The sequence below is a fragment of the Neobacillus sp. S1227 genome, assembly GCF_055385255.1.
Map to the genome: position 1 here is coordinate 762,582 of NZ_AP038276.1, position 17,749 is coordinate 780,330.

The 17,749-nt window shown below is 37.4% G+C and carries 12 protein-coding genes and 2 pseudogenes; 10 read left to right on the forward strand and 4 right to left on the reverse strand.

All coding sequences use genetic code 11. The features are described from left to right. Positions 1-240: 240 nt before the first annotated feature. The 8 genes and pseudogenes from ACZ5AE_RS03770 to ACZ5AE_RS03805 all read left to right on the forward strand — a co-directional run bounded on the left by ACZ5AE_RS03770 (position 241) and on the right by ACZ5AE_RS03805 (position 11,397). Positions 241-1,239 (forward strand): aldo/keto reductase, encoded by a 999-nt coding sequence (locus ACZ5AE_RS03770; protein ID WP_464569596.1) that lies wholly within the window; start codon positions 241-243, stop codon positions 1,237-1,239. 974 nt (positions 1,240-2,213) lie between these two features. Further along, positions 2,214-3,773, forward strand: a complete 1,560-nt coding sequence (locus ACZ5AE_RS03775; RefSeq protein WP_464569598.1) for a spore germination protein — start codon at positions 2,214-2,216, stop codon at positions 3,771-3,773. Between the two features lie 20 nt (positions 3,774-3,793). Then, positions 3,794-4,984 (forward strand): Ger(x)C family spore germination protein, encoded by a 1,191-nt coding sequence (locus ACZ5AE_RS03780; RefSeq protein WP_464569600.1) that lies wholly within the window; start codon positions 3,794-3,796, stop codon positions 4,982-4,984. Beyond that, positions 4,981-6,099 (forward strand): GerAB/ArcD/ProY family transporter, encoded by a 1,119-nt coding sequence (locus ACZ5AE_RS03785; protein WP_464569602.1) that lies wholly within the window; start codon positions 4,981-4,983, stop codon positions 6,097-6,099. Before ACZ5AE_RS03780 ends, ACZ5AE_RS03785 begins: the two co-directional genes overlap by 4 nt. Before the next feature lie 454 nt (positions 6,100-6,553). Further along, positions 6,554-6,861, forward strand: a pseudogene (locus tag ACZ5AE_RS03790) (magnetosome magnetite crystal formation protein family). Between the two features lie 143 nt (positions 6,862-7,004). After that, complete coding sequence (locus ACZ5AE_RS03795) at positions 7,005-7,517, forward strand: SRPBCC domain-containing protein (protein ID WP_464569604.1); 513 nt, start codon at positions 7,005-7,007, stop codon at positions 7,515-7,517. Between the two features lie 633 nt (positions 7,518-8,150). After that, positions 8,151-8,759: a transglutaminase-like domain-containing protein gene (locus ACZ5AE_RS03800; protein ID WP_464569606.1), complete on the forward strand. Its 609-nt coding sequence runs from the start codon at positions 8,151-8,153 to the stop codon at positions 8,757-8,759. A 763-nt stretch (positions 8,760-9,522) separates the two neighbouring features. Continuing rightward, on the forward strand, positions 9,523-11,397 hold the full coding sequence (locus ACZ5AE_RS03805) for a sigma-54-dependent Fis family transcriptional regulator (protein WP_464569608.1): 1,875 nt from the start codon (positions 9,523-9,525) through the stop codon (positions 11,395-11,397). 167 nt (positions 11,398-11,564) lie between these two features. On the opposite strand, the gene ACZ5AE_RS03810 is transcribed toward ACZ5AE_RS03805, so the two are convergent. The 4 genes and pseudogenes from ACZ5AE_RS03810 to ACZ5AE_RS03825 all read right to left on the reverse strand — a co-directional run bounded on the left by ACZ5AE_RS03810 (position 11,565) and on the right by ACZ5AE_RS03825 (position 15,222). Beyond that, on the reverse strand, positions 11,565-12,656 hold the full coding sequence (locus ACZ5AE_RS03810) for an LLM class flavin-dependent oxidoreductase (RefSeq protein WP_464569610.1): 1,092 nt from the start codon (positions 12,654-12,656) through the stop codon (positions 11,565-11,567). A gap of 178 nt (positions 12,657-12,834) precedes the next feature. Continuing rightward, positions 12,835-13,491 (reverse strand): annotated as a pseudogene (locus tag ACZ5AE_RS03815) (transposase); the annotation flags it as partial. Positions 13,492-13,678: 187 nt separating this feature from the next. Next, positions 13,679-14,077 carry a (deoxy)nucleoside triphosphate pyrophosphohydrolase gene (locus ACZ5AE_RS03820; protein WP_464569612.1) on the reverse strand — a complete coding sequence of 133 codons (399 nt, stop codon included), beginning with the start codon at positions 14,075-14,077 and terminating at the stop codon, positions 13,679-13,681. Between the two features lie 263 nt (positions 14,078-14,340). After that, complete coding sequence (locus ACZ5AE_RS03825) at positions 14,341-15,222, reverse strand: LysR family transcriptional regulator (RefSeq protein WP_464569614.1); 882 nt, start codon at positions 15,220-15,222, stop codon at positions 14,341-14,343. Positions 15,223-15,344: 122 nt separating this feature from the next. On the opposite strand from ACZ5AE_RS03825, the gene ACZ5AE_RS03830 reads away from it, so the two are divergent. Beyond that, complete coding sequence (locus ACZ5AE_RS03830; protein ID WP_464569616.1) at positions 15,345-16,574, forward strand: multidrug efflux MFS transporter; 1,230 nt, start codon at positions 15,345-15,347, stop codon at positions 16,572-16,574. Positions 16,575-16,895: 321 nt separating this feature from the next. After that, complete coding sequence (locus tag ACZ5AE_RS03835; RefSeq protein ID WP_464569618.1) at positions 16,896-17,171, forward strand: hypothetical protein; 276 nt, start codon at positions 16,896-16,898, stop codon at positions 17,169-17,171. Positions 17,172-17,749: the final 578 nt, after the last annotated feature.

Sequence of the window (17,749 nt, forward strand, 5' to 3'; positions counted from 1 at the left end):
GTTAGCTTAAGAAGAACCATTTAAATATCTCCCGCTTTTTTACCGATTTATGGTAATGTTAAAGTACTGAATTTTTATGAAGAATTACTATGTGATAGGGATTGTCCGCTTTCAATACTTATGTCTTTTGTTGGTTTAGTTGTTCTATTTGTTATTATTCGATATGCCGTTAGGAGCGGAATTTCAGAACGAAATTGGTTACAGATTGGATCACTGAGACTGCGAGGGGGAAATGTGTCAATGAAAAAACGAGTACTTGGTCATAACGGTCCACTGGTTTCTGAGATTGGTCTCGGTTGTATGGGGATGTCATGGCTATATGGTAATGTTGAACGAGGCGAAAGCATTGCAACAATACACGCAGCACTTGAGGAAGGCATTACACTCTTTGATACAGGTGATTTCTATGGCGATGGACACAATGAATTACTTCTACGTGAAGCATTCCAAGGAATCCAACGGGAAAATGCTTTCATTTCAGTAAAATTCGATGGCAAGCTACACTCTCAGGACAAGACTCATCGAAAGAGTGATAACCACCCTCATACAGTAAAGAATTTCCTTGAGGATACCCTACTACGCCTAGGTGTTGAATACATCGATCTTTATCAACCAGGCACAGCCTGCATCGATCCAAACATACCAATCGAAGAAACGGTTGGTGCAATTGCCGATATGGTAAAGAAGGGATATGTGCGTTACATTGGTCTTTCTGAAGTAGGAGTGGATACAATTCGTCGCGCACACGCGGTACATCCTATTAGTTGGTTGCAAATGGAATACTCACTATTTAATCGGAACATCGAATCAAATATTTTGCCAACTCTACGGGAATTAGGTATCTCGCTTTCTGCTTATGGTGTTCTCTCAAGAGGGTTATTGAGCGGTACATGGTCAAAAGATCGGGTTCTAGGTTTGGATGATAAACGTAGTAATGGTCCACGGTTTACCAGCGAAAATCTTGAAAAGAACTTAGCTCTTGTAGAGTCCTTGCGTGAAATTGCTAAAGAAAAGCAAGTAACCGTTGCGCAGCTTGCTGTTGCATGGGTTCTATCTCAGGGTGAAGATGTTATCCCATTGGTTGGAGCAAGAAAGAGATCACAACTTCAGGATTCCCTCGGTGCACTTGACCTGAATTTAAGTTCAGATGACCTTTTACGAATCGAAGAAGCCGTACCTCCAGAACTTGTCGCTGGTGAATACTTCCCTGTACCGCGGGCGAAATGGTTTTACAACTAACGGAGTGCTTTACCACAATAACAAATAAAATTTAAAAGCCTAAATTATGCAAGTTTATATATAATACTTGTTCAATTTAGGCTTATAAAACATACTGCCATAAACAGCATTTCTTAATTGCCAAAAACATTTTTGAACCATCTTAAGTTGTTTTCAGCAGAAGCCATAAAGGTAAGTTCACTTCTTTGGAACTTATTATAAATATCCCGATATAAAAAATCCGCTTGATCTTTTGTCAGACAAGACAGCTTCGGGCACAGGCAGCATACGCCGGTTCCCCATTACCCTCATAACACCCATCATCCTTAACGTCTCCTGAAAAAATAAAGCTTAATAGGGTACTCTTGAACTTTTTCCTTTAGTCGTCCAGTCGATACAGAGCCTGCCTGAGCGAATGAAGGGGTGATTATCATACCGCCCTTTGGTAATCTCAAAATGACTAAAGCCAACTCCCTTTTCTACGGGGCAGTTGGCTTTAATCTAAAAAGTGAAAATCCCCCTTCCCGCCCCGATACTTCTGTATAACTAAAGCAGAAAACTCCAGATACTTTTATTTGTAAAGAGGACTTAATAAATGAAGTAATTAGGGTAATAGGGATGGTTTCACCCTTTTTATTGTGTTCTAAAAAGGAATTTGTGAAATATTGTACTTAACAGATGCGTTGATCCAAGAAGGAGAACTGCGCTTTTTTGTTGCCGTTTTTAGACTAAGGTTCGGTTAGTGAGGAATAACCGATTGAATAAATAATGACAATATGGTTGATAATATTGTTTTCTTTTAAAACAAGGTGTTCCTCTTGGTGAAGCTATTTATAGTCATTTGCCGTTTACCATCAAATGGTAAAATAAAAAGTCCCTCTTCAGAAAATACGGAACTTTTACTCTCAATTATCCATATTTTAGCTAAACAAAATCAAACCAGTATAATTCATCTCCTTTCTGGAAAACTACACCACGAGGGGGGATGACTGGTCATGAAATTACTTCTAAACTTAAGAAAAAGAGAAAAATTTAAGCATTCAGAAATGATTGATTCTTTTTCTAATGAAGAACCAGATAAATTAATAAGATCAGACCTTTCAGCAAATGAACGTTTTTTGCGAGATATTTTTCAACAATGTTCTGATGTTGTGTTTCGTGTTGTACCTATAAACGATAAAACAAAATTACTTTTTGTTTATATTGATGGTTTATGTAACACAAAACCTCTCGATGAAATGGTGTTAAATCCTGTTAGGACAACTGAAAAAAAATGTGAAGTATTTATATTTGAAGAATTTGTTGCCAATCAACTTCGTGCGGTTGCTCAAATAAAATCAACCAACAATGTAAATGAATTAATTAATGGTATATTAACGGCAAATGTCGCCGTTCTAGTCGAGGGAGAAACAACAGCTTTACTTGCAGATTTAAAAGGTTTTGAAAAACGGTCAATTGAAGAGCCTTCCTCCGAAACCGTCATACGTGGTCCAAGAGACGGGTTTACAGAAACATTACGTGTGAATACAAGTTTAATCCGAAGACGAATTAGGAGTCCTCGATTGAAGATAGAGTCATTTAAAATTGGTAAACTTACAAAAACGGATGTAGCAGTTGTATATATTGAAAAAATTGCAAGTGATTCTGTTATTAAGAAAGTACGAAAGAGACTCGAGTCGATTGAAATTGATGGAGTTATCGAGACTGGTTATATTGAAGAGTTTGTTGAAGATTTTCCTTTTTCCCCATTTCCGCAAGTTCAAAACACCGAACGCCCTGATATCGTTTGCGGCAGTTTACTAGAAGGGAAAGTATCCATATTTGTGGACAATACTCCATTTGTTCTGATTGTTCCCATGACCTTTTGGTCGGGGTTGCAGGCCGCTGAAGACTACTATGAACGGTTTATTTATGTAACCTTTATTCGCTGGATTCGCTATATTTTATTTAACATTGCATTACTGCTTCCCTCTATATACGTTGCAGTAATAACTTTTCACCCACAGTTAGTTCCAACGAATTTGTTAATAAGTATAGCATCTGCACGAGAAGATGTCCCATTTCCAGTGTTGTTTGAAGCTTTTATGATGGAGCTGATGTTCGAAGCTTTACGTGAAGCTGGGATACGGCTTCCAAAGACAATTGGTTCAGCTGTTAGTATTGTAGGAGCGCTTGTTATAGGGGAAGCTGCTGTACAAGCTGGTATTATCTCTGCTCCCATGGTTATTGTGGTAGCAGCCACAGGAATAGCATCATTCGCAGTACCGCGATATAATTTCGGCACTGCATACAGGCTCCTTCGCTTTCCTATGCTTATTCTAGCAGGACTGTTTGGTCTCTATGGAGTTATTCTAGGAATGATTGCCATCCTTATTCATCTTGTTCATCTTCAATCCTTTGGGGTTCCCTATTTAAGTCCGATTACCCCGCAAAATCCAAAATATCTTAAGGATGTTTTGGTACGAGCACCAAGATGGAGCATGCATCGCCGACCTATAAGGGTAGCTGGTCAAGATAAAACCCGTATTCCTGAAGGGCAGCGGACGAAAACCTGAAGGAAGGAACGAATGATGAGATGATCAAAAGATTAAAAATATGTCTTATTATACTAGTTTGTATGTTTTTAACTACTGGATGCTGGGATGAAAGAGAAATAAACGATCGGGCGATCATATTGGGGTGCGGTTTCGACCAAAATGAAGCTGGAGATTATATTGGCAGTGCTCAGATTGTTGTTCCTGGGGAAGTTGGTGAGGGAAGTAGTGGTAAAGGCAAAGGATACATAGTTGAAACAGCGACAGGGAAAAGTCTTTTGGATGTAACTCAGAATTTGCAAAGAAAGCTCTCAAGGAAAGTTTTTTTAAGTCATCAGAAGGTCATTGTAATTGGGGAACGGTTAGCTAGAAATGGGATATCGAACATCCTTGATGTATACAGTCGTGAACCTGAACTTCCCATACGAACGAACTTTTTTGTTTTAAAAAACGGTGATGCATTGAATTTTCTGCAGGTACCGTACAAGATGGAAGATATGCCTTCTACTGCTGCAATGAAAATGTTTCAAAGTACAGCAGGGCCAGAAAGCACTACGTTTAAGGATTTTTTGGAAGGTGCGAGTTTAGAGGGAATTAGTCCGACGTTACCGATTCTTGAAATTATTAGTTCTAAAAAAGAAGGGAACCAGGAGAAAGACAAGGATACCGAGACCTTCCGACTGGGTGGGAGAGCTATATTCAATCAGGATCTTGAGTTGGTTGGATTTTTATCCTATCGGGAGGCAGTTGATAGATTGTGGATTATTAACAAGTTAAATACTCATAATTTAACCACAAATATATTAGGGGAAGATGGAAATGCAGGTATTCTGGGCATGGATTTTAAAAGTAAGATCAACCCCATTATACAAAATGATCAAGTGAAATTTCATATAACGCTTTCCGGAACAGGTGTAGTTCGTGAAAATAATACAGCATTAGACCTAAAGCAGCCGCAGAATCTTCAAATAATAGAACGTTCATTTAATAAGAATTTGCAAGATCATATGATAAATACCATTTCAAAAGTTCAAAAAGAATATAAAACAGATATTTTGGGTTTTGGACAATCTGTTCATAAGAAATACCCTCGAAAATGGAAAATGTGGAAAAAGGATTGGAGTAAGAAATTCTCAGAAGCAGATATTACAGTTAAAGTGGATATACATATTGAGCGAACTGGGGTAACTGGTTCTCCATTACATTTGAAAGAAAGTGAGATCCATAAATGAAAATTTCCAAGTATCAAATATTTTGGATGATTGCATCTCTAGAAATTGGAATGGTTTTGTTACTGACACAATCACCTGCTATTGAGGAAGCAAAGCAGGACGCCTGGATCTCATTTGTTTTTGCTGGGTTGGCAGGAATAGGAATCACCTTTGCTGCAGGAAAACTAAGCCTTCTCTATCCTAACCAAACATTCATTCAGTATAGTCAAAGCATATTAGGGAAATGGTTAGGGAGGATAATAGTGATTCCATATTTTATCCATTGGCTTTCTGTGATTGGAGTTATTTTTCGTCAATCATCAGAAATCATCCAAATGACTTTATTTACAAGAACCCCATTGTTTATTTTAATTGTACTTTTATTACTTTTAGTAATTTATGTGAATTACATAGGGGGGATTGAAGGCATTGGGCGGTGTAGTGAAATCATGGGCCCGTTGATACTTTTAATGGTTATTATTACTTTGTTCCTTAGTTTAAATAATATAGAATGGGATAAGATTCTACCCGTTTATACTGACTCAGGATTAAAATCTATTTTACAAGGAGGTTTCACGCCTGTATCGTTTTATGGTGAGTCGGTTTTATTGATGATGCTACTATCTTTTACAGAAGAACCTAAAAAAGGAGTAACTTGGGCTGTAAGGGGTGTAGGAGTTGTAGCTATTTTAGTGACTATTTCAACGCTAGAAATTCTAATGGTATTTGGAGCAAATTTGTCTTCAAGACTATGGTATCCATATTTTGAGATGGCGAGATACATATCGCTTATGCACTTCCTACAAAATTTAGAAATAATAGTGACTGTTATATGGATCTTCAGTATATTTATTAAATTGTCCATTTATCTATTCGTATCTAGTTATGGGATCGCTCAATGGCTAAATATAAAGGATTGGCGAAAGGTTATTTGGTTAGTTGCAATAGTTTCAATCGTACTTTCTTTGATTTATCCTAATAATAACGTAGCGTCTGTTTCTTATCTTGAAAAATATTGGCTTCCATTTGTTCTCCCCATAAATATGATAGGTATTCCCTTGCTCCTTTGGGGGATTGGAGTTATTCGTAAAAATTCAAATAAATGGATGAGTAATAATAAAGCAAGGGTAAAATAAGCTCCATCTGATAAACAGGTGGGACTATTTTACGCTTACTTATAAATCTGCATTCCCCCCAACAGGAATCATTTCATCTCACGATTTATAACTGCATCCCGGTCCACTGCCAATAAGAAAAATAAAATGATATGATGATAGTATATAATGATGATATAAATAATCTTTAAGAGGTTGATCTACTAGTTAGATCATTTCAAGCAATTGTTTCTTCTTTTGAATCCTTCGCTTTTTCTACCTTCGACTTCGAAGCAAAATGTTCCTTTTCAAAGTAATCTCAGTAGCTGGAAAATGTAAAAGAATAGTTCGCATTCTGGAATTTTAATTTGGACTACGTCCACAGTCGTATAACGATTTAGTTTATAGCCTGATGTAATATTCTAACCAAAACTATATAATGATTAATGAATAAAGATTTGTTAAATATTACCATATAAAGTGGTGTAAATTTTAAATGGAAAATAAGGGATTCAAAATATTGATTCATGCTAGTACTTGGTTTGCACCCATACTAGTTCCCATTATCACATATTTTTATTAATTCAGATCGAGAAATTAAAAGCTTATCCTTACAGGCTTTGGTATTTCATATTGTGATCGGTATTTTAATCTCCAGTGTCTGCTTTTTTTTCTTGGATATTAATCGGGATTCCATTCCTCATTATTTTTGGACTCATGGCTATAATAGCACCGATTGTTGGAATCGTTAAAGCAATTAATGGGCGTCCTTTTCGATATCCTATTATTGGATCATGGTTTTGAATAAACCGAAACGAATCTAATCGTTTTAATGATGATGAATAGTGGTATTTTTAATCTTCATAAACACCATGCCACCGTAATTCATGCGAATGATTGTAGCAAAGTAGGGGAATAGTTCCCTTCAAAAAACAAGGAGGATTTTCATGGATATCGATCTGAATCAATCGTTCGAAATTGCAATTACGCGTGTTTTCGATGCCCCTCGCGAACTCGTATTTAAAGCATGGACAGAGCTCGAGCATTTCGCGAAATGGTGGGGACCAAAGGGGGTCACCCTCGAAATCGTTAAAATGGACGCTCGATCAGGTGGCGAGTTTTTAGGTATTCAGACGTCTCCTGACGGAAATCAGGTTATGTGGGGAAAATTTGCATACCAAGAGGTTGTCGAACCTGAGAAAGTGGCTTATATCCGATCCTTTTCCGATGAGCAAGGCAATACGGTCCGAGCGCCTTTTAGCGTGAGCTGGCCTCTTGAAATTATGAATATCATAACGCTAGAAGATGACGAAGGTAAAACTGTTTTAAAACTGAAAGGTTGCCCTGTGAACGCTTCAGCTGAGGAACAAGAAACCTACAAAGGTATGGCTCCAAAGCTTCAACGAGATCTTGAGGGTACTTTCGATAAACTTGCCGACTATCTTGTCTCCCTGAATTAGAAACCCTTAATCACTTTAAATATTATGTTTCAGCTGGGAATGTTTGTTCAATAAAACAGCAGCAGTCTAGGACCTTATTTTCTCGTCCATGGCTGCTGCTGTTTCGTTTATCGCGTCAGTCTAATACTTTGTTTTCTCATGACTGCTTGGACATAAAAAAGCATCCACCACTCAATTATATGCCCAACTACGGGGTGAGCTGCGCAGAGAATTGTATCGCCGATATTTCTAGGTGTAAGAGTGGGGTTGGCACTTGGTGACAGCTACGCTGGTACTACCCCTTTTAGGGCTTATAATGTGAGACACAGAGTTAAGGTTTATTCTCGAATGGGTAAAAAAACGGTTATCGAACATGGCGGTACATCATATGAAACTGCTAAGAAAGCAAAAAGAAGATTAATGTCGAAGCAAGTATAGAACCTCCATTTATAGATGGTTGTATTAACTTGGATTCATTTACCCAGGTTTATAAATTAGAGATCACAGGCTGCAAGTTTTATCTAAATACTTGCGGCTTTTCTTATTGTACAACAGGGGCAGGTTAGTTTTAAAAGACACAATACCCCTTATTGTATAAATATTAAATAAATTGTATATTTATTTTATGGAATTAAAAGGTGGGGTTGGTTCTATATGAGACTTATGCTTGAATCTACAAATCTGAAGGATTATCTTGAGGAAAATGAAGTAATAAATTTTTCGCATCCCTTAATTAAGGCTATAATCGATGAATTGTTCAATGAAGAACAGTCAGAAATTGAAAAAATCAAGACAGCTTTTCATTTTGTCAGAGACCATATCTCTCATTCTTGGGATATTCAAAGTGAGAGAGTTACTTTAACAGCTTCGGACGTTCTTAAATACAGAGAAGGTATCTGTTATGCGAAATCTAATTTACTTGCATCATTATTAAGGGCTCAACGCATACCTACAGGATTTTGTTACCAGCGACTGATGATTTTTGATTCACCCGACAAGGGTTATTCATTGCACGCTCTAAATGGCGTTTATATTAAATCAATCGATAAATGGATTCGGTTGGATGCCCGTGGGAATAAACCAGGTGTTCAGTCAGAATTTTCAACTGAGGAAGAAAAATTAGCGTTTACTATCAATGAAGAATTTAATGAAAAAGACTTTCCAATCATATATACGAAGCCAAATCAAAACACTATTGAAACGTTAAAAGAAAACTCCAATGCATTAGAAATGTATAAATACTGTCTTCCTGATGTTTTATAAATATTCATTTTTACTAAAACCACTTTGTTGAACTGACGGTTGTGTTACTTTAAGATCCGGCTACCATTACGGTGGCCATTTTTTATTAAATTAAAGGGAGTTGAACAATCGTCATTAGCTTTTTTTCGACAATTGGGCCATTTTAATGGAGTAAGTTCATCTAAGCGTGGAACATAAACCGGCAAAATGAGGCAAGAGAACCGTCCCCATGCATCACACATCCCCACACATTTACTAATCGAGTCCATGATCTTATCTACCTCGTGCCGTTCGAGACGGTTAAGGCCGTCAGCAATTTCATCAAAGGTAATTTCTGAAATTCTTCCTATGAAAGAATCTCTTGATATTAAATACAGATAATTATGAAAATTTACTTTACCAGACAACTGTATCTTGATAAAGTAAAAGAGACAGCATTATTTAGTTGTTAAGCCCTTTATTAACGTGATACAAAAGCTAATTTCACTTTAATAGAAGTTAGAAAAAATGCATCCTATAACATTGGTTTTTACTATAAATAGAAATGTAATACTAATGTGGCTCCGTTCAGTTTTTTACTGTAGTTTGTACGAAGCCGCCGCCATGTTAGCCATTACGTTTCTCCCTGACAAGATAAATTTGAAGGATAAAAAGGATACCTTGGTTAATATAGAAAAAACACAGGTTATATGTCCATTCCAATTCATTTATCCGTCTGTTGTAAGCGTTATCAAAACTAAAAAGCAATTGTTTTCCGTTTGGAAAAGGGGAAGGGGAACCAAAGATGGATCAAACTATTCTTTTGAATCGCACTTGGGAGAGATTTGTTAAAGAAGATGTATTGGATTCGAGCAGAATTTCGAAACGAATTCTTGAATCTTGGTACAGATGCAAAGAGAGTAACGTAGATCCCTTTTTAGTCAAAGGCAAGACAGTGTTGTTCGGTGACGAATATTTCAGTAAAGTATCAGAAAATGAAACGTTATTAAAAATAGCCACTCCTTATATTCAATCCTTATGGAGGTCCATCAAAGATGAATCTAGAATTATTATACTTACTGATGCTAACGGTTATGTTTTAAAGGTTATAAGAGATAGCATAATTGATCCGATCTGTAACCAATTAAACCTAATTGAGGGTGTAAAGTGGACCGAAAAGGAAGTCGGTACGAATGCAATTGGAACTGCACTGGCGATAGAGGAACCCATTCATGTCGTCGGGAAAGAACACTATTCACGCCTATCACAAAACTGGACTTGTTCAGCTGCACCGATTAAAAACTCACGTGGTGAGTTAATTGGGGTTCTGGATATATCTAAGAACCAGCCTTATTACGAATTCGATATTTATAGTCTCACTGTATCGACAGCATATGCCATTGAATCTGAGTGGAAACTGCAGGAGCAAAGAGATCGTATAACCCTGGTAGAACTATTTCTGCAGTTTAAACAAAAGGACAATGAACAAATGATTATCTCAGATATAAATGGTTATTTGGTTACCGCTAGTGATTCCATCATGAAAATCATAAGAGATGGTAATAACCCTAATGATTTTGAAGTGAAAAACCTGAAAGATTTTGGGATGAAAATTTTAACCAAGCAGCCTCTTTACTCAGGGGATCATCGATTAATTGGATTCAAACATTTTGTGAAGCATGTAAATGAGAATTCTAATTATTATTTTTCTGCAGTAGAAAACTTTACATTTATAGGAGAACAAGGAAATAGTATCGCTTTTAGAAAGATTCTAAGTGAGATGAAAAAAGCAGCAAAATCCAATGTTACTGTTTCTATTTATGGAGAAAGCGGAACAGGGAAAGAAGTGGCAGCAAAGTCGATTCATATAAATAGCGACAGGAAGGACAAGCCCTTTGTTGCCGTTAATTGTGGAGCTATTCCAAAGGAATTGTTAGAAAGTGAATTATTTGGTTATGTAGAAGGTGCTTTTACAGGGGCTAGAAAAAAAGGGTACGAAGGAAAATTTGTTCAGGCCAATAGTGGAACCATATTTTTAGATGAAATTGGAGAAATGCCATATTCCATGCAGATAGCCTTATTAAGGGTCCTTCAAGAGAAAGAAGTAGTACCAATTGGTTCGGAAAAGCCGATACCTGTTGATGTAAGAATTATCACAGCGACAAATAAAAATTTAGAAGAACTTGTTAGGCGTGGTGAATTTAGACAAGATTTATACTATCGTATCCATGTATTTGATCTTAAAATACCGGCTCTGCGTGAAAGGAAACAGGATATACCTGAGCTGGTTAAGTATTTTTATAAGTCTAAAAATATAAACCTTACTATCTCATCAACTATTACGGATAAATTGACGACGTATTCCTGGCCCGGGAATATCAGGGAATTATTTAATGTCTTGGAGAAAATGATGATCTTATCTGAAGGGAAATCTTTGAAGCTTTCACATTTGCCTTTTTATATTAAAGAAAGCAATGGCAATCCCAGCACACCAATAGAACCTACAGCAGAGTCAGCCAATAATGCAGAGGCGAGATTCTTTTCAAACAATCATAAGCTTCAAAAAGAAAAAATGATAAAAGCTCTTCAAAGTACGAATGGCAATATAAGAGAAGCTGCCTCGTTAATTGGAATGCCTTTAAGTACGTTTTACCGTAAAATCAAAAAGTTTAATATCTAATGAAAAATATGTTTCATAGCAAAAGTCAATACATATTGTTTTTGGTGATAAGACGATCCAAAAAGAAAAGGGCCAATCTGGCCCTTTTCTAATTGTGTACAGAGTTAACACATGAATAGGGTAGCATTTATATTTCGCGTATTCGGTTATTTTTAAAAAGGTATTGCCTATATTTTCACTTTAGCTATTTTGTGGTTCACTCTTGGCATTACCTCTTCTTGAAGTAATCTCATTGATTTTTTCCAAATATCGGGTGTCTCGCTATAATCATAGCCTGTTACGAGTAAGGCCCCAAATCCGCCAACCGTTTCATAAAGATTTACTATTTTGTTTGCTACAGTTTCTGGAGAGCCAACAAACCAATTGTGTTTGGCAACATATTCAGGTGTGATTTGTGATTCATCAACAGATTCTTCATGCTTGAATACAGATACTGCACGAAGACTTTGGAAAAGGGGAATCCAATATTCGCGATGCTGTCTTCCCATCATTGAATTTAGTGATCCTTCAATTGCTTCCTCATCTGTATCTGCTACAAACACATCACGTGTAATCCTCCAGTCAGATCTCGATGGAGTTCTGCCGCTTCTTTTTGCACCTTCCTCAACAGATTTCCAATGACCGGCTATATATTCATTGTTAGCTCCAAGACTCATTGGAATAAATCCTTTTTCACCAGCGGCTTTTAATGTTTCTGAACCAGGACTTAATCCGGTAACACCAATTGGCGGGTGTGGCTGCTGATAAGGATAAATATGGTAGCTAGCATATGGATTGCCTTCAATTTTATTTGCCTTCCAGTAAGCTCCTTCAAATTGGAAAGGCTCTTTCTCATTCCAAAGTTTCAGCATGATTTCTAAAGCTTCTGCCATCATGGTTCGATTCTCACCATTTGCAGCATCAACACCAAAGGTTTCACTATCTGTCATCAGGCCTCCCGCTCCAACTCCCAGCATTAAACGCCCTTGTGAGAGATGATCAAGATACGCCACTCTATGTGCGAGCTCAACAGGGTGATGGTATGGCAGTAAATGAGCACCTGGTGCAAGTCTAATCTGCTTTGTTGTCGTTAAAGCCTGAGCAATCATTAAATCCGGAGCTGGAATAGGTTCCCATGGTGCAGTAAAATGCTCTCCGATCCAAGCCTCTTGATATCCAAGAGTATCAGCATACTGAATCATCTCTAAATCCCATTGCGTTGCATCATATAAACTTCTTTCCGGTGGATGTGACGGCATTAAAAATAAACCTAACTCCATACATTCATCTCCTTTTTAAATACATTTACACTTTAATAATGCAAATTTCGTGCCAACTTAAAAAAGGAGAAATGTGCTGATCCTATCCATGTTTTTAAAAATTTTGCATTAATATTATTACTAGAAATTTCTCATTTTTCTTATCGCAGCAATTAAATCTCTTATTCTATTTAATTTCTCAGCTTCTCACTTTTCTCACTTTTCTCAATGATAATGAAGCCTGGAAAGTGGAACTGCTTTTTAAAAGTGCATATCTCCATTGTAAAAGCTTATTTGCACAAGCTAATATTGCTACTTTATAAGGCTTTCCTACTTCGAGTTTCTTATCTAAGAACTCCCGTAATCGCTTATTTCGGGGGATGATATTATCTGTCGTTTTCTTTTTACGACAATCAGGGAAAGGCACATTTAACAGCCATAAACAAAGTATGCCGTAATCTACTGGGCCCCCTTTTAGTGATTCTGTTGACGGTTCCCTTAAATCTACCAGACTCAAAAATACTGGGGTCAATTCCGGCAAATTCTACGAGCTTTTTAGGGTGATTAAACCGATCAATCTCGCCGATTTCAGAAATAATCGTTGCCGCGATTTTTTCTCCGATACCAGGGATCGATTGGATAATCTTATATTCTTTGATTTCTTTTGCTAAGGCATCTATCTCTTCCTCAAACGTAGATAGGTGCTTTTGGTATTCTAAAAGCATTTTGATATACATTTCTAGGGTTAAAATATGGCTTTGATATAAGGTCTCCTGAAAAGGATTTCTTTCAGCTGCTCTATAAGTTTCTTTGCCTTTGTTACAGCCCACTTATAAGAACGACTTTTACATAACTCATATCACGAGCTTGTTGGGAATATCGTAAACTTTATTCAATATTGTGAGGAAGAGGTACAAGTTACACTTCGTAACCAACAGATTCCTTTATGATGTCTGTCACGACCCGACGAGGTAAGAATTTATCTTTAATAAGCAGTGGGGAATATATCTCCTCAAAAGTATAGTCTTCTCATTTCGAGAAGACTATTTTTCATGGATTAATTGCTCAACTGCTGGAACATCCGCAGGAGCCCACTTGAGCGAATCTAAGTTTTCTCGTTTCAACCAAATTAACTTTGAATGCTCACTTGGCGTCGGTGTTCCCTCAACTACTCTGCATTTAATGGAGATCAAATTAATAATAAATGTGTCGTATTCATGGGTGTTGTCATTGAAAACTCCATTAAATGTCTCAATCTTACAGCCCAATTCTTCATCAATTTCTCTTTGTAGCGCTGAATAAATGTCCTCATTTGCTTCCACTTTTCCACCTGGAAACTCCCACCTATTTGGAATCGACATCTCTGGAGATCTAAGAGCACATAGTATTTCTTGTTTGTCATTTTCAATAATGGCAGCAACAACTTTTACAAGCTTTTTCAAGATAAATCCTCCTATACCTTTCACTAGCCAATATGATATCACTTTTAGTGGATAGATGCTGCAGTGGTCATTTTTTTGCTAATTTTTTTTCGAAAAATGACTCTAATCAAAATCCCAATACTATCTCGGAATCACTTTTATAAAACAATTTTTGAGAGCGTTTTTTATCATGGGAATTTTAATCATGGCCATACTCATGGAAAAGGCAGTTTCTAAGGAACCAAACAAACCCATACATATTTCCTAAATTCCTCAAGCTTCATTTAGCTTAATTCCTTAAAAAATTTAATCATAAATTCCCGGAATTCCCGGACGACCTTTGAAGTATACCGCTCCGTTTTCCATGCCATTCCTATTGTCCTTGTACAGATAGGATGTTCAATGTGCAATGGAACAAGTTTTTCATAGTGTGAATAGCGAAGGGTATGCTCAGTTAAAAAGGATACACCCAATCCCTCCTCTACATAGTGATGAATCGATCCCGGTTCTTCGAGTTCAAAGGCGATCTTCGGTGTGAATCCTGCTTTTTCACAAAAACCATCTGTTAGCATTCTGAAGGGATTGGTCGGCTCTCTGTGAATAAATTGTTCATCTGCCACTTCCTTTAACTGAATGCTGTCTCTCTTAGCCAAAGGATGGGTATCCGGTACTACGAGGAATACTTCATCCTCCATCAGATTAATCCAGCTGATTCCTTCTTTTTCAATAGGAAAGTAAGTCACACATAAATCGATTTCCCCTTTTTCCAATTGGTCCTCAAGTCGCAAAGGAGAATGCAAACTTACTTGAAAATTGACGAATGGATAGGTCTTACGAAATTGACTAATCATATTCGGCAATAAGGGGATATGCATGACCGAAAGTGAAATTTGATTCCTGCTCTTTCCTGCAAGTTCCGCCATTTCATGCTTGGCAGATTCTAATTCAGAAAAAGCCCGGTCTACCCCTTTTAAAAAAATTTTCCCAAATTGATTGAGTTTAATATTCCTTCCCTCTCGATCAAAAAGGGGAAAACCCAGCTCCTCCTCTAAACGGGAAATGGTTTGGCTTAGTGATGGTTGTGCAATCGTAAGCTCTTTTGCAGCCCTTGTCATATGTTCCAATTCGGCAACGGTTTGAAAATACCTTAATTGTAAGAAATCCATTGGTCCACCTCCATTGATAGTCTTCAACCTATAAGCAGATAGTAATATATATATTAGTCGTTATCAATTATTTGGAGTATGATGAAGGAAATCAATTATTTTGGAAGTCGAAATAAATTCTAATGAATAAGAAAGGTGTTTATATGGAGATTTGGAAAAGAAATTTATTTGTTTGTTGGTTCGGTTCATTTGTGACGGCCGCTGGGATGAGTCAAATATCCCCGATGCTGCCTTTATATATAGATCAGCTAGGTGTACATGCCACTTCAGATATTGAGAAATGGTCTGGATTGGTTTTTGGTTCCACCTTTTTAATCTCCGCCATTGTTTCGCCTATATGGGGGAAACTTGCAGATAAAAAGGGCAGAAAGCTAATGTTACTCCGTGCAAGCCTTGGCATGGCCATTGTTGTTTTTATGATGGCATTTGTACAAAACGTTTATGAATTGCTCGCATTACGGATGTTAATGGGTGCCGTTTCCGGTTACATTTCTGCAGCTGTTACCTTAGTTGCTACACAAACACCGAAGAAGAATTCTGGCTGGGCACTCGGTACACTTTCAACCGGTTCCGTCAGCGGCGGACTTCTAGGCCCTTTGATGGGAGGGGTTATTACAGAATTCTTTGGTATTCGAAGTTGTTTTGTGGTGACAAGCGTGTTATTGTTAATCGGCTTCTTTGCCGTTCTATTGTTGGTAAAGGAAGAATTTACACCTGTTCATAAAACACCGTTAGCCTTTAGCCAAGTTTGGAAGCGAGTTCCTGATACGAGATTGCTAATTTCATTGTTTGCCAGCACCTTTATTTTGCAAATTGCCAATATGTCCATTCAGCCATTAATTACCGTCTATGTAAAAGAATTATCACCACATGCAGCCCATTTATCTATGATCGCGGGAATGGTGGTGGCTGCTGCTGGTTTAGCCAATGTCATCGCTGCTCCACGATTAGGTAAGCTTGCTGACCGGATTGGTTCAAGAAAAATATTGATCGGAGCACTTATTGCTGCAGGGATTATCTTTATCCCACAAGCATTTGTGAAAACACCCTGGGAACTCATGGGACTGCGCTTCTGTCTTGGACTTGCGACAGCTGGATTATTGCCATCCATAAACAACCTTGTCCGAAAAAGTGCACCAGATGATATTGTTGGCCGTGTATTCGGGTATAATCAATCTGCACAGTATATTGGTACGCTCGGAGGATCTGTATTAGGCGGACAAATGGCAGCCTTCTTAGGCATACATTATGTGTTCTTCACCACAAGTGCTTTATTGCTGCTAAATGCATTATGGGTTTACAGTATTAATCATATTGGTATTAGGAGAAGGACCATGTCACATAGTCATTAAGAAGCACACTGAGATTTCAGCGTGTTTCTTCTTTTTGTTCTTTATTTAATAATGTAAAACCCTTGGAAAAAATGGTTTCCGTTTCGGAATTACCAAATGCTCGTTTTGGCTGCACAGAACTTCCTAAGTAAATCAAAGATGAAGATTAAACTATCCAAACTTTAAATACAGCGGAATTCAAATTAAGTAAGATTGTTGAAACATTATGATTTAATCAACTGGTAGACTTGGCAAAGTGTATATCAGAGGGTTTCAGGGAATAAATGGAATAATCCCAAAGTTATTTATAAGAGGTGAATCGTGTTGAGATGTGCATGGTGCATGAGAAAGTTTAAGGAAGGAAAGGAAGTATTCGGATTAAACGTTACTTTTGCAGAAGGCATCGATTTTACGGAGAAGGAGGGACTGCTTACACAGATTTACCTTCATACTCGTAATACAAGTGTTCCAATGATTGTTGTAGCCCGAGGTTCCGAGGCTAAATCCAATGGGATTGATGGTATTTTCCCGTTATGCAGTCAAAGGTGTGGAGAGAAAATGAGAAAAGCCTTATCAGAGGAACAAGCAATGTTTAAAGTAGTGAATAACCTGAATTAACAGTAGTATTTTTGTAGGGGTTTCATTGCGCTGCTTTTACGAGAACCTATATAGATCCAGAACTAAGTGAAGAGGAAAATGCGGTAAAGAATGTTCATCAGAAACACCCGTTCCTTCAGCATGACCCTTATTTGGGGGGAGAACGTGGCTTTGTTTTTAGTAATGTTGCAGCATACCGTGAAGGCGCCCTGAATATAGATGTAGTTGGGGATTCTACTGTTTCTACTAAAGGAAATGGATTAATTTATCACCAAGAGATTCCGTTATGATGTCTGGCACAACTCGATTAGGTAAAAATTATCTTTATAAAGCAGCGGGTAATATATATCCACAAAAGTATAGTCTTCTCATATCGAGAGGACTTTATTTCTTAGATTAATTGCCCAATCGCTGAAATATCAGCCGATGTCCGCTTAAGCGAATCTAAGTTTTCCCCGTTTTAACCAGAGTAACTTTGAATGTTCACTTGGCCTAGGTGTTCCTTCAACTATTCTACATTTGGGCAATATAGTGGAGTAATCTCAGTAATTGGAAAATGTAGAAGAATAGTTTGCATACTGGAATTTTGATTTGGACTA